The sequence below is a fragment of the Neisseria sp. 23W00296 genome (genome assembly GCF_044772855.1).
Classification (GTDB): Bacteria; Pseudomonadota; Gammaproteobacteria; order Burkholderiales; family Neisseriaceae; genus Neisseria.
Genome location: NZ_CP173024.1, coordinates 871,983 through 884,551, shown reverse-complemented (window position 1 = coordinate 884,551; position 12,569 = coordinate 871,983). Strand labels below are relative to the sequence as shown.

General features: G+C 61.0%; 17 protein-coding genes, 1 pseudogene and 1 riboswitch. Of the genes and pseudogenes, 10 read left to right on the top strand and 8 right to left on the bottom strand.

Going from position 1 to position 12,569, the window contains the following annotated elements:
- Positions 1–46: 46 nt before the first annotated feature.
- The 7 genes and pseudogenes from ACG2K1_RS04525 to ACG2K1_RS04495 form a co-directional block, all read right to left on the bottom strand.
- Positions 47–728 (bottom strand): annotated as a pseudogene (locus tag ACG2K1_RS04525) (IS1595 family transposase).
- A 12-nt stretch (positions 729–740) separates the two neighbouring features.
- Positions 741–863, bottom strand: a complete 123-nt coding sequence (locus ACG2K1_RS04520) for a hypothetical protein (protein ID WP_395429588.1) — start codon at positions 861–863, stop codon at positions 741–743.
- A 91-nt stretch (positions 864–954) separates the two neighbouring features.
- Positions 955–1,056: a hypothetical protein gene (locus ACG2K1_RS04515; protein ID WP_369799227.1), complete on the bottom strand. Its 102-nt coding sequence runs from the start codon at positions 1,054–1,056 to the stop codon at positions 955–957.
- 87 nt (positions 1,057–1,143) lie between these two features.
- A complete protein-coding gene (locus tag ACG2K1_RS04510) occupies positions 1,144–1,401 on the bottom strand; it encodes a hypothetical protein (RefSeq protein WP_395429587.1) in 258 nt (85 codons plus the stop codon).
- Positions 1,402–1,693: 292 nt separating this feature from the next.
- Positions 1,694–3,445 (bottom strand): phosphoenolpyruvate--protein phosphotransferase, encoded by a 1,752-nt coding sequence (ptsP, locus tag ACG2K1_RS04505; RefSeq protein ID WP_094031198.1) that lies wholly within the window; start codon positions 3,443–3,445, stop codon positions 1,694–1,696.
- Between the two features lie 2 nt (positions 3,446–3,447).
- Positions 3,448–3,717, bottom strand: a complete 270-nt coding sequence (locus ACG2K1_RS04500; RefSeq protein WP_009426501.1) for an HPr family phosphocarrier protein — start codon at positions 3,715–3,717, stop codon at positions 3,448–3,450.
- Positions 3,711–4,133 (bottom strand): PTS sugar transporter subunit IIA, encoded by a 423-nt coding sequence (locus ACG2K1_RS04495; protein WP_009426500.1) that lies wholly within the window; start codon positions 4,131–4,133, stop codon positions 3,711–3,713. Before ACG2K1_RS04495 ends, ACG2K1_RS04500 begins: the two co-directional genes overlap by 7 nt.
- Before the next feature lie 193 nt (positions 4,134–4,326).
- Positions 4,327–4,439: riboswitch (TPP riboswitch) on the top strand.
- Positions 4,440–4,497: 58 nt separating this feature from the next.
- On the opposite strand from ACG2K1_RS04495, the gene ACG2K1_RS04490 reads away from it, so the two are divergent.
- The 7 genes from ACG2K1_RS04490 to ACG2K1_RS04460 all read left to right on the top strand — a co-directional run bounded on the left by ACG2K1_RS04490 (position 4,498) and on the right by ACG2K1_RS04460 (position 9,159).
- Complete coding sequence (locus ACG2K1_RS04490; RefSeq protein WP_395429586.1) at positions 4,498–5,631, top strand: FAD-dependent oxidoreductase; 1,134 nt, start codon at positions 4,498–4,500, stop codon at positions 5,629–5,631.
- Positions 5,632–5,765: 134 nt separating this feature from the next.
- Entirely contained in the window at positions 5,766–6,212 is a 447-nt protein-coding gene (locus tag ACG2K1_RS04485; protein WP_395429585.1) for an META domain-containing protein, read from the top strand.
- A gap of 118 nt (positions 6,213–6,330) precedes the next feature.
- On the top strand, positions 6,331–6,945 hold the full coding sequence (gene thiE, locus ACG2K1_RS04480; RefSeq protein ID WP_395429584.1) for a thiamine phosphate synthase: 615 nt from the start codon (positions 6,331–6,333) through the stop codon (positions 6,943–6,945).
- 75 nt (positions 6,946–7,020) lie between these two features.
- Positions 7,021–7,455 carry a DUF6636 domain-containing protein gene (locus tag ACG2K1_RS04475; protein WP_009426495.1) on the top strand — a complete coding sequence of 145 codons (435 nt, stop codon included), beginning with the start codon at positions 7,021–7,023 and terminating at the stop codon, positions 7,453–7,455.
- Positions 7,456–7,546: 91 nt separating this feature from the next.
- Positions 7,547–8,125, top strand: a complete 579-nt coding sequence (locus ACG2K1_RS04470; RefSeq protein WP_395429583.1) for a flavin reductase family protein — start codon at positions 7,547–7,549, stop codon at positions 8,123–8,125.
- A gap of 10 nt (positions 8,126–8,135) precedes the next feature.
- Positions 8,136–8,330 carry a sulfur carrier protein ThiS gene (thiS, locus tag ACG2K1_RS04465; RefSeq protein WP_009426493.1) on the top strand — a complete coding sequence of 65 codons (195 nt, stop codon included), beginning with the start codon at positions 8,136–8,138 and terminating at the stop codon, positions 8,328–8,330.
- A gap of 40 nt (positions 8,331–8,370) precedes the next feature.
- Positions 8,371–9,159: a thiazole synthase gene (locus ACG2K1_RS04460; RefSeq protein ID WP_036496249.1), complete on the top strand. Its 789-nt coding sequence runs from the start codon at positions 8,371–8,373 to the stop codon at positions 9,157–9,159.
- Positions 9,160–9,280: 121 nt separating this feature from the next.
- Here the strand turns inward: ACG2K1_RS04460 and ACG2K1_RS04455 are convergent, their stop codons facing one another.
- Complete coding sequence (locus ACG2K1_RS04455) at positions 9,281–10,078, bottom strand: inositol monophosphatase family protein (RefSeq protein ID WP_009426491.1); 798 nt, start codon at positions 10,076–10,078, stop codon at positions 9,281–9,283.
- 264 nt (positions 10,079–10,342) lie between these two features.
- Between ACG2K1_RS04455 and ACG2K1_RS04450 the strand changes: the two genes are divergently transcribed.
- From ACG2K1_RS04450 to ACG2K1_RS04440, 3 genes are all read left to right on the top strand, one after another.
- Positions 10,343–11,146 carry an RNA methyltransferase gene (locus ACG2K1_RS04450; RefSeq protein WP_009426489.1) on the top strand — a complete coding sequence of 268 codons (804 nt, stop codon included), beginning with the start codon at positions 10,343–10,345 and terminating at the stop codon, positions 11,144–11,146.
- A 134-nt stretch (positions 11,147–11,280) separates the two neighbouring features.
- Positions 11,281–11,733 (top strand): S-ribosylhomocysteine lyase, encoded by a 453-nt coding sequence (locus ACG2K1_RS04445; RefSeq protein ID WP_009426487.1) that lies wholly within the window; start codon positions 11,281–11,283, stop codon positions 11,731–11,733.
- A complete protein-coding gene (locus ACG2K1_RS04440; RefSeq protein ID WP_395429582.1) occupies positions 11,730–12,434 on the top strand; it encodes a 5'-methylthioadenosine/adenosylhomocysteine nucleosidase in 705 nt (234 codons plus the stop codon). Before ACG2K1_RS04445 ends, ACG2K1_RS04440 begins: the two co-directional genes overlap by 4 nt.
- The last annotated feature ends 135 nt before the right edge of the window (positions 12,435–12,569 follow it).

Below are 12,569 nucleotides of genomic sequence, written 5' to 3'. Positions count from 1 at the left end.
TGACGGTACTTTAAGAAATTTATAAAAGGGGCTTAGGAAGCAAAAATCATTTCAAAGGATCTTTTCGCAGCATTTTCAGCAGCACTTTGTACAAATCATCATGCCTGTGATTAAAGCGGAATTCGGTTTCTTTCAAGTGCAGGTAAAACGTATGTCGTGCTACGCCGTGAAATTGTATCAGACGGTGTTTTGCATAACTCCAAAACGACTCGATACCGTTGATATGCTGCGCTCCTCGGGCAAATTCATTCTGCCCGTGACGCACCCTGAAATGCTTTGCAAAACCCATATCAACCAAGCCGTGATAACCACGCCGGCCATCAGTATTGATAACACTCTCAACAGAAATGTGCCCGCGTATTACCTTTTGCAGTGTGGCTTTGGACGCATCAGGAACGATTTCCGTATAGACCTTGTTGCCCCGTTTGAGTACGCCGAAAACGACGGTTTTGCCACCGGCACCGCGCCCGCGTTTACCACGGATGCGCTTTGCGCCAAAGTAAGATTCGTCAAGTTCCACAACGCCGTCAAAAGGGGTTTGCCGCTCGCTTTCGACAGCCAAACGCCGGCGCAATTTCAGGAAAGAGCGTGTTGATGCTTCGGACGCTGATACCGGTTAGCCCGGCAGTATCGGAGGCGGTCAAATCCAAAGCAAACAGCCGCAGGATTTGACGAAATTGCGGTTCGGAAATTTTGCTGAACTTTTGATACTTGTTTTTTAATTTCATTTCAGAAGCTTATCACTGTTTTTGGCGATTTTGCTTCCTAAGCCCCTTTTTTAATGCCTTAAAAACAGCTTGCCCAAGCAGATTGTTATCAATATCCGGAAGTAAAATATGAGGTGGGAATAAGGTGTCTAACATTAACAATCTAAATCCAGATTGCGTTTGCACGACGAACGCTTTTCATTTGCATATAAACTTGCAAAATATTGATTTTCTAGCTTGTTTTCCATTATTTAATCTCCGTTACTTTAACATTAATATTATGAGTCTTCCCATATTCTATCGCTTTGTTGATTTGCTGCCATTGCTCTTTGGAGAAAGGGTGATGCATTGGATGCTACTGACTTTGCCGAGTGCTTGGACGCTGTTGTTGAAGGTAGCGAAGAGCGTAGGCGGCTTCGCTTTGGATGATGATGAGCTAGCCCAGCACGAAGGCGGCGGGGTCTGCGGCGTTTTCGGCGGCCGGTTCGACGGCACCGGCGGGGTAGTAGCCCTGTTGGTGGGTAAGAAAGCCGTTTTGTTCGCGCACGGTTTGGCGCAGGGCGGCGTAGTGCCGTTCGGCTTCCGCGCCGCTGTCGGCGGTGGCGGCGATGCGGCGCAACAGGGCATCGTCGGCACGGAGCACGGCGGGGAACAGCGGCGGCGGAAAGACGGGTTGGCGGGGGCGTTTGGGCATGGCGGGATTTCGGTTTTTTGGTTTTGAACTTCGTTGAAGCGGCGCTTTCAGAAACGTCATTCCGCGAAATGGGGCGGCCTTTTCCGGTCTTTCAGACAGCCTTCGTCCGTGGCGGCATGAACCGCGTGCGGCGCGCCCTACGGGGTTTAAGGCCGTCTGAAACGGCACGACGGTCTGTGTACTCCGTTGTAGCGGCTGTTCAGACGGCCTTTCGGCGGGGGGTTGCCCGCAAGTGGCATGAAACGTGCGGCGCAGGGCGTTTTAAGGCCGTCTGAAAACCGCAGACGGGGTTTCAGACGGCCTCTTCCTGTCCGTTGAGTTGTTTGAGCAGTTTGTCGGTTTTGTCGGGGTCTTCGTTGCGCAGGATGCGCAGGATGTCTTGTTCGAGGCGGTCGATGTGGCTGTGGATGACGATGTCTTTCACGGCCAGGAGGTTGTTGGTATTCATGGAGAAGCCGCGCAGACCCATGCCGAGCAGAAGGCGGGTGTAGAGGGTATCGCCGGCCATTTCGCCGCAGAGGGAGACGGGTTTGTTCATGCGTTGGGCGGTGCGCAGGATGTGGGCGAGCAGGCGCAAAACGGCGGGGTGGGCGGGCTGGTAGAGGTGGCTGACGGCGTCGTCGCCGCGGTCGACGGAGAGGGTGTATTGGATGAGGTCGTTGGTGCCGATGGAGATGAAGTCGGTGTGTTTGAGCAGGCTGGATACGGTGAGGGCGGCGGAGGGGATTTCGATCATACAGCCGGTCTGCACGCTGCCGAAGGTTTCGCCGCGTTCGGCCAGTTGGCGGCGGGCGGTTTCGAGGTGGACGTGGCATTGTTTGAGTTCGGCCAGCGAGCCTATCATCGGCCACATGATTTTGACGGGGCCGAGGGCGGCGGCGCGCAGGATGGCGCGCATCTGGGTGCGGAACATGACGGGCTCGGCCAGACACAGGCGGATGCCGGTGAGGCCGAGGGCGGGGTTGAGGCTGCCGTTGGGCGTGCCGTTCTGGCCGAACCAGCGCGGGTTTTTATCGACGCCCAGATCGACGGTGCGGATGGTGAGGGGTTTGCCTTTGAGTTTTTTGACGATGGCGGAATACACGGCAAACTGTTCTTCTTCGTCGGGCAGGGTGTCGCGGTTGAGGTAGAGGTATTCGCTGCGGAAGAGGCCGACGCCGTCGCCGCCGAGGGCGTGCATGGCTTTGACGTCTTCGGTGCTTTCGATGTTGGCCAGAAGTTCGATTTGGGTGCCGTCGGCGGTGGTGGCGGCGGTTTTTTTGAGTTTGCTCAGTTCGCGCTGTTTGTTTTTGTAGGCGCGCAGGCGGCGGCGGTATTCGGCGGTGACGATGTCGTCGGGGTTGATGATGACGATGCCGTTGATGCCGTCGACAATGACCCATTCGTGTTCGCTGATGAGGCTGCGTGCCTGGCGCAGGCCGATAACGGAGGGGATGTCGAGGCTGCGGCCGAGGATGGCGGTGTGGCTGGTGGGGCCGCCGGCGTCGGTGACGAAGGCGGTAACGCGCTGTTCTTTGAATTGGACGGTGTCGGCAGGCGAGAGGTCGTGGGCGATGATGATGGTGTCGTCGAGGAGGTTGGCGTCGAGGTTGAGCTCGTTGCCTGTGCCGATGAGGTTGTTGTGGATGCGCTCGGCCACTTGCAGCATGTCCTGTTTGCGCTCGCGCAGGTATTCGTCGCCGATGGCGTCAAACTGGGCGGACAGGCGGTCGGTTTGGATTTTCAGCGCCCATTCGGCGTTGATTTTCTGCTCTTCGATGATGTCGGCCGGTTCGCGCGACAGGGTGACGTCGGTGAGCAGCATCAGGTGCAGCGAGATGAAGGCGCCCAGTTCGGTGGGGGCATTTTCGGGGATGGCGCTGCGGATTTGTTCTAGCTGGCGGCGGGTGGTTTTCACGGCGGCCTCGTAGCGGGCCACTTCGGCGCACACTTCGTTTTCCGCCAAATCGTATTGCGGCACTTCTTCGTGTCCGCGCACCACCAGATGGGCGCGGCCGATGGCGATGCCTTTGCCCGCCGCCACGCCGTGCAGCACGATGCCCATGTTTATTCTCCTTCGCCGAAGTAGTCGTTAATCAGCGCGGTGAGCGCCTGCATGGCGGCCGCTTCGTCGGCGCCGTCGGTTTCCAGCGTTACCGTACTGCCTTTGGCGGCGGCGAGCATCATCAGTCCCATAATGCTTTTGCCGTTGACGCGCTGCCCGTTGCGCGTTACCCAGACTTCGCAGGCAAACGGCGAGGCCGTCTGAACGAATTTGCTCGACGCACGGGCGTGCAGGCCGAGTTTGTTGATGATTTCGATGTCTTGTTTCAGCACGGGTTTTCTCCTTCGGGCGGACGGGTGACGGCGATGATGCCGCCGACAGCGGCTTCCCGCACGGCTTCGGTAAAGGCCGCCAGATCTTCGGCGGCGGCGGAATACTGCGCGGCCTTCACCAGCATGGGGGCGTTGAGGCCGGTGAGGATGGCCACTTTTTCGGGCACGACGAGGCGGCGGGCGGCGTTGCACGGTGTGGCGCCGAAGATGTCGGCCAGCACCAAAACGCCGTGCGCCGCCTGCGCCGAGGATTCTGCAACGGCCTGCTGCGTGCGGCGGATCACCGCATCGTGGTCTTCGTCGGGCTCGACGCCGAGGATGCGGATGTGTTCGGGCACGGCGGAAAAAAAGTGGCGCGCCAGTTGCGCGTAGGCGCGGCCGAGGCTTTCGTGGGTGACGATAACTATGCCTATCATGGTGTGTTCTGTTCTGCCGTCCTGTTTCGCTTCGCAGGAGCTTGGCTTTCAGACGGCCTTGTTGTGTAAAAAACAGCATTATATGTGAAAGCGGTATCCCGCGGGCGGGAAGAGGCCGTCTGAAACCAGTCGGACGGCTTTCAGACGGCCTGGTGTCCTTTTGCCAAATTGCGTTGCCTTGTGTAAACTCGCGCCCGTCTTGTCGGAGTGCCCCCGCCGAATGTATCGGGTGCTGAGACCGCCTCTGCGGAATCCGTCGAACCTGTCGGGGTTATGCCTGCGTAGGAATTCAAGCCGTCAACCGCCGTTTCCGGCACTCTTGCGCAGTCCTCCCCTGCCCTTCCCCCTTTTTCCGAAAAACACCATGAAAACCGACACCGCCATACTCGGCGGCGGCCTCTGCGGCCGGCTTGCCGCCATGATGCTTGCCGAACGCGGACACCGCGTTACCCTGATCGACAAAGGCAGCCGTGCAGGCGAAGAAGCCGCCGCCCACATCGCCGCCGCCATGCTCGCGCCCGCCGCCGAAGCGGCCGATGCCACGCCCGAAACCGTTTTGCTCGGCAAAAAAAGCATACCGCTTTGGCGCGACATCGCAGGCCGTCTGAACGACGCAGGCCAACCCGTGTTCATGCAGCAAAACGGCAGCCTGATTGTGTGGCACGCACAGGAGCGGCCGCTGGCCGTGCAGTTTGAACGGCAACTGGCGCGCGCCCGTGCCGAGAGCGTACGCTGGAATGCGCAGGACATCGCCGAACACGAGCCGCAGCTTGCGGGACGCTTTTCAGACGGCCTCTTCCTGCCCGCCGAAGGCCAGCTCGACAACCGCCAAATCCTCGCCGCGCTGGCCGGGCGTTTGGACGGATTAAACGTCGAAACCCTGTGGCACACCGAATCCTCGCCCGACGCCCTGCGCCAAAGCGGCAAATACGGCCTGATTGTCGACTGCCGCGGCACCGGCGCGAAACACACTTGGAACAGGCCGTCTGAAAGCCCGTCAAGCCGCCTGCGCGGCATACGCGGCGAAGTCCTGCGCGTGTATGCGCCCGAAGTTTCGCTGCGCCGCCCCGTGCGCCTGCTGCATCCGCGTTATCCGATTTATATCGCGCCCAAGCCCGACAGCCTGTTTGTCGTCGGCGCCACCCAAATCGAAAGCGAAAGCACCGCGCCCGCGAGCGTGCGCTCGGGTTTGGAACTGCTCTCTGCCCTGTACGCCGTGCACCCCGCATTCGGCGAAGCGCAAATCCTGCAAATCCAAAGCGGCCTGCGCCCCGCGCTCGACCACCACAACCCCGAAATCCGCTACAACGCGCAAACCCGCACCATCGAAACCAACGGCCTCTACCGCCACGGCTTTATGATCGCCCCTGCCGTTGCCGCCGCCGCCGTGCGGCTGGCCGAAGCACTCATCGGCGGCGGCCGCGTGCCTGAGAGCGATGCCGAAAGCGGGCTGGCGTATATCGATACGGCAGAGGCCGTTCCTCCTTCGCGGCAATGACATTTCCGAAAACGGAGATTCAGACGGCCCCACCGCAAACCCGCGTCAGTGCGATTGAACAATCCGCCGAAATCCCATCATTCCGACACACGGCCTTGCGCTGCCCGTTTAACCAACCTATAAGAAGAACATCCGTGAAATCCGTCCTTTACCCCGCTGCCCTCCTGCTGGCCGCCCCCGCCGCCGCCCCCGCCGAATCCGGTTCGCCTGCCGCCGCGCAGCCGCAAACCCAATCCGCCGCTCCGCTTGAAGGCGGCTGGCGCGTGGTGCAGATCGGCCAATCCGCGCTGCCTGCCGACGCCGACGCATCGCTCGCTTTCGACTCCGCCCGCTCGTCGTTCAGCGGTACGGCAGGCTGCAACCGCCTGTTCGGCGGCTACACCGAAACCGCAGGCCGCCTCGAATTTGCGGGCACCGCCTCAACGCGGATGCTGTGCGAACCCGCGCTGATGAAACGCGAACAGGCCATGACCGACGCTTTGCAGCACACCGCGTCTTACTTTGTTGACGGTAACACGCTGGTGTTGTCGGACGCGAAAAAACAGCCGCTGCTCAAAGCCGTACGCGCGGATGTGAAATAAAGACCGAGGCCGTCTGAACGCCGTTTTGGGGGTTCAGACGGCCTTTTTGTGCAGTCGGATATTTTTACCCCGTACAAACCGCTTTTCCCCGCTTCGATAGTGAACACAAGGAACACCCATGACTTTCCCGCCGCTCAAATCCCCGCTCAAGTTCTACGCCGTCGTGCCCGATGCCGACCGGGTTGTCCGCATGGTGAAGGCAGGGGCGGATACGGTGCAGCTTCGCTGCAAAACCCTGTCGGGCGAGGCGCTGCGCCGCGAAATCACGCGCTGTGTTGCCGCCTGCGAAGGCAGCAGAACGCAGCTTTTTATCAACGACCATTGGCGCGAAGCGATAGCGGCGGGCGCATACGGCGTGCATTTGGGGCAGGAGGATATGGAGGGCGCCGATTTGTCCGCCATCGCCGCCGCAGGGCTGCGGCTCGGTTTGAGCACGCATTCGACGGCCGAACTTGACCGCGCCTTGTCGGTAAATCCGAGCTATGTCGCCAGCGGCGCGATTTTTCCCACCGCCACCAAGCAGATGCCCACCGCGCCGCAGGGCTTGGACAAGCTGCGCGAATATGTGAAGCAGGCCGGCAATACGCCCGTGGTTGCCATCGGCGGCATTGATTTGGGCAACGCGGCGGCGGTGCTGGCAACGGGCGTATCGTCGCTGGCGGTTGTCCGCGCCGTTACCGAAGCGGCCGATCCCGAAGCCGTTGTACAATCCTTCCGCGCCTTGTGGGATTGAGGCCGTCTGAAACAGCCTTTTCCGTTTTCACTGCGTTGCAGTCCCGCTTTCCATCCCAACTCATAAAGGAAAACCATGAAACGCAAAATCCTGTTCCTTGCAGCCCTCGCCATCTCCTGCGCCGCCCAAGCCAAATCCGGTGTGGCTTTCCGCAGCCCCGGCGGCAACATCCACTGCATGGGCGACTACCGCGACATCGACAGCGGCAAAGTCAGCGCCGGTGTCAGCTGCGAAATCCGCGGCCACCGCGAAAACATCCGCCCCGCGCAAAAACGCCCCGACGACTGCGACCTCGACTGGGGCGACGGCTTCGCCCTCGGTGCCAAAGGCCGCGCCGAAGTCTATTGCCACGGCGACACCGTCGCGCTGGCAGACAGCCGCGTGCTCCGATACGGCCAAACCATACGCGGCCAAGGCTGGCAGTGCACCGGCCGCCCAAGCGGCATGATGTGCAAAAACCAAAGCGGCCATGGTTTCGATATTAACCGTAAGCGGCAGCGTCTGTTTTAAAACCTGCTTTCAGAAACGTCATTCCCGCAAAGGCGGGAGCAGCCTCAAAACACACAGGCCGTCTGAAACCATTGTCCACAGGAAACCCAAAATGATCCGCCCCGTCCCCCTCGAAAAATGCTACCTCCTGCTCAACATCGGCGCGACCGTATTGGTGTCGGCCGAAGCGCAAGGCCGCGCCAACGCGATGGCCGCCGCCTGGGCTTGCGCGGTGGACTATATGCCCAAGCCCAAAGTGAGCGTGGTGCTCGACAAAGCCGCATTCACGCGCTCGCTGATTGAGCAAAACGGCCTGTTTGCGCTGCAAATCCCCGTTGCCCGCCAGGCCGAAACGGTGTTGAAACTCGGCAGCAGCAGCGGGCGCGACAATCCGCGCAAAATCGAAGAGAGCGGCGCAAAAACGTTTAAGCCCGAAGGCTGCCCCGTGCCCCTTATCGAAGGCTGCGCGGGCTGGCTGTTGTGCCGCGTCATGCCCAACGAAACCATGCAACAGGAGCATGATTTGTTTGTCGGCGAAGTGCTTGCGGCGTGGGCGGACGATGCCGTGTTCGACGGCCATTGGCACTTTGAAACCGCCGGCGACGAATGGCGCACGCTGCATTATGTGGCCGGCGGCCATTTCTATACCATCGGCGCGCCGCTGACCGTGGCAGGCTACGACAAAGAGTGAGGCCGTCTGAATGAACGTTTTGCTCAACGGAGAGGACTTTGCGCTGCAAGGTCGAACCCTTGCCGACCTGATTGCCGAGACCGCGCCGCCAACGCCTTTTGCCGCGGCGGTGAACACCGTGTTCGTACCCAAACCGGCCTATGCCGATACCGCGTTAAAAGAAAACGACCGTATCGACATCGTGCGCCCCGTTGTCGGCGGATAGGCCGTTTGAAAAAAACAATACAAATATAAAGGAAGAAACCATGCTCACACTCTACGGCCAAGCCTTCCCCTCGCGCCTCTTGCTCGGCACGGCCGCCTATCCCAGCCCCGAAATCCTGCGTCAATCCGTCGCGGCCGCCGCGCCCGCAATGATTACCGTCGCCCTGCGCCGCGCGCAAAGTGCCGACGGCTCGCACGGGCAGGGTTTTTGGGAACTTTTGCGGCAAACCGGCATTCCCGTGCTGCCCAACACCGCAGGCTGCCAGAGCGTGCGGGAGGCCGTTACCACGGCGCAGATGGCGCGCGAAGTGTTTGAAACCGATTGGGTTAAATTGGAGCTGATCGGCGACGACGACACGCTTCAGCCCGACGTGTTCCAACTGGTCGAAGCGGCGAAAATCCTGATTTCAGACGGCTTCAAAGTGCTGCCCTACTGCACGGAAGACCTGATTGCCTGCCGCCGACTGCTCGATGCGGGCTGCGAAGCGCTGATGCCGTGGGCGGCGCCCATCGGCACGGGCTTGGGCGCGGTGCACGCCTACGCCCTGCGCGTGTTGCGCGAGCGTCTGCCCGACACGCCGCTGATTGTCGATGCCGGGCTGGGGCTGCCCTCGCAGGCGGCGCAGGTGATGGAGTGGGGCTACGACGGCGTGCTGCTCAACACGGCGGTTTCCCGAGCGGGCAGCCCCGCGGACATGGCGCGGGCGTTTGCGCTGGCGGTGGAAGCAGGCCGCACCGCGTTCGAGTCCGACCCCGTGCCGCCGCGCGAACAGGCGCAGGCGAGTACGCCGACGGTGGGGCAGCCGTTTTGGCATTCTGCGGAATATTAGAAGAGGCCGTCTGAACAAAAAGGCCGTCTGAAAGCGGGAAAACCCGTTTTCAGACGGCCTTTTATGACGGTAAAACAGACGGATGCCGCCGTTTTCCCGTTTCATTGGAACTTTACTTCTTTCAGACGGCCTTCTGCGTGTGGTTGCCGATAATCTGCAAGAGCTGCGCCAGCACTTTCGGATTGCCGGCAACGATGTTGCCGCTTTCGAGCCAGTTTTGTTCGCCCTCGGTATCGGTGACGATGGCGCCCGCTTCTTTGGCGATCAGCGCGCCGGCGGCGATGTCCCACGGTTTGAGGTTGAACTCGAAAAAGGCGTCGAAGCGTCCGGCGGCCAGCGAGCACAAATCCAGCGAGGCCGCGCCTTCGCGGCGCGCGCCTGCGGTTTTGGCCATGATGTCTTTCAGGATGGCGAGGTAAGTGTCGGCGATGCTTTGGTCGACAACGGGAAAGCCCGTGCCGATCAGGCATTGGTTGAGTTCGATGCGGTTGGACACGCGGATGCGGCGGTCGTTGAGCAGCGCGCCTTTGCCGCGCGAGGCCATGTAGAGGTCGTTGCGCTCGGGCGCGTAAACCAGGGCTTCCTGTATCTGGCCTTTGTAGAGCAGCGCCATGGAAACGGCGTATTGCGGATGGCCGTGCAGATAGTTGGTCGTGCCGTCGAGCGGGTCGATGATCCATTCGTATTCGGCTTTGGGGTTGCCGAGGCTGCCGCCTTCTTCGGCGGTGATTTTGTGCTGGGGATAGGCTTCGAGCAGGGTTTCGACGATGATGCTTTCGGCGGTTTTGTCGATGTCGGAAACGAAGTCGTTGAAGGCTTTGCTCTCGGCTTTGACGCGGCCGAGGTCTTTGGAGGCGCGTATCATCATGTCGCCCGCTTTGCGGGCGGCTTTGAAGGCGGTGTTGAGGACGGGGTTCATGGCTTTCCTTCGGTGGAGGGGAAAAGGCCGTCTGAAAACGGCAAATCTAGGGTTGTGAAAGAACGTATCTTTGCGGGCGGCGGCGGTTTTGTGTGAAAATGCGCGCCTTTTTCCGCAGCCGCGAAAAGCGGCGGATTATACGCAATACAGACAGAGCAGGCTACGGCGGTTTGTTTGCCAAACCGGGCGCCTGTTTTTGTTTTCAGACGGCCTCAGGCAGGCAGAAGGCCGTCTGAAACCCATCCCGACCGGACACCAGCCACCATGACTCCCGCCGCCCCCGCCTATCTCGACAACATCAGCGTCGTCCTCACCCGCACCAGCCATCCCGCCAATATCGGCTCGGCCGCCCGCGCCATGAAAACCATGGGGCTGACCCGCCTCGTCCTCGTCGCCCCCAATCTCATGGCCACGCCCATGACCCCCGAGCCGCCCGTTTTCGACCCGCAAAAGCCGCAGGATTTCGTTCTGCCCGAAGAAAGCCGCATCCTCGCCTCCGGCGCCGCCGACGTCCTCGACGCCGCCCGCATCGCCGCCACGCTGGACGAAGCCCTCGCCGACACCGTTGTCAGCTGCGCCCTCACCAGCCGCAAACGCGAGCTCACCGCCCCGCTGCAAACCCCGCGCCAGCTCACCCCCGAAATCCTGCAAAGCGCCCGCGCCGGACAACAAACCGCCCTCGTCTTCGGCAACGAAACCTTCGGCCTGAGCATCGAAGAAGTGCAAAGCTGCAACCGCCTGATGACCATCAGCGGCAACCCCGCCTATTTCTCCCTCAACCTCGCCCAGGCCGTGCAGGTCGTTTCCTACGAAATCTACAGCCAAACCGACGCCGACCTCTCCCACCTCGTCCCGCCCAAACACCCCGCATCGCACGCGCAGGTTGCGGGCATGAGCGCCCACATGGCCGAATTGATGGACGGCATCGGCTTCTTCAACCGCCGCAACGGCGAACGCATTATCCGCCGCCTGCACAACCTCTTTGCCCGCGCCCATCCCGAAACCGAAGACATCGACCTTTTGCGCGGCTTCTTCAACACCGTCAGAAAACGCCTCGACGGAAAATAAACCCATCCGGATAAGGCAAAAGGCCGTCTGAAAAACCTGTAGGGCTGTTCAGACGGCCTTTTGCCTGCGTTATAATCCGCGCCTTTCCAACATTGAGGACAGCCGCCGTGAACACCATCACCGCCGAAAAGAAAATGAACGTCGAGAGCTTCAACCTCGACCACACCAAAGTCAAAGCCCCCTATGTCCGCCTCGCCTGCATTACCGACGGCGACCACGGCGACATCATCTACAAATACGACCTGCGCGTCTGCCAGCCCAACCAAGACCACATGGACATGCCCTCCCTGCATTCCCTCGAACACCTGATGGCCGAACTCTCGCGCAACCATTCCGACAAGATTGTGGACATCAGCCCGATGGGCTGCCAAACCGGCTTTTACATCACCCTGCTCAACCTGCCCGAATACCGCGACGCCCTCGACTTAATCGAAAAAACCCTGCACGACGTCACCGCCGCCACAGAAGTGCCCGCCTGCAACGTCGTCCAATGCGGCTGGGCGGCCAGCCACAGCCTCGAAGGCGCGCAGAAAATCGCCCGCTACCTGCTCGACAAACGCGGAGAATGGGAAGAGGTGTTCGCATGACACAAATGCGCACCATCGCCGTTATCGGCGCGATGCCGCCCGAAATCGAGCTGCTCAAAGGCCGTCTGAACGGCCGCGAAAGCCACCGCTTCGGCGCGTTTGAAATCCACACGGGCGAGATGCACGGCAAACGCATCGTCCTCACCCTCAGCGGCATCGGCAAAGCCAACGCCGCCGCCGCCACCGCTGCCGCCGTCCTCCAATTCGCCCCCGACTGCGTTATCAACACCGGCAGCGCGGGCGGCCTCGGCAGCGGCCTGAAAGTCGGCGACGTCGTGATCGGCAGCGAAACCGTCCACCACGACGTCGACGCCACCGCCTTCGGCTACGCCCCCGGCCAAGTGCCGCAGCTTCCCCCGACCTTCGCCGCCGACGCCGCCCTGATCTCCGCCGCCGAAAAAGCCGCTGAAGCCTTCCCGCACGCCGCCGTCACACGCGGCCTGATTGCCAGCGGCGACCAATTCGTCCACAGTGCCGAAGCCGCCGCCGCCATCCGTGCCGACTTCCCCGCCGTGCAGGCCGTGGAAATGGAAGCCGCCGCCATCGCCCAAACCTGTGCCCAACTCGGCGTCCCCTTCGTCGTTATCCGCGCCCTGTCCGACTCTGCCGACGAAAAAGCCGACGTCAGCTTCGAGCAGTTTTTAGAAACCGCCGCCGTCCACTCGGCGGAAATGGTCGGCCGCATGATCGCCGCCCTGTAAACCACAGGCCGTCTGAAAGCCTGCCTCACTTTCAGACGGCCTCCCGTAGGGTGTGTCGCTAAGCGACGAACGCGCCCCATTCGGATTACGCCCCCGAGGCCGTCTGAAAGACGGAAAGCGTGTTCAGACGGCCTC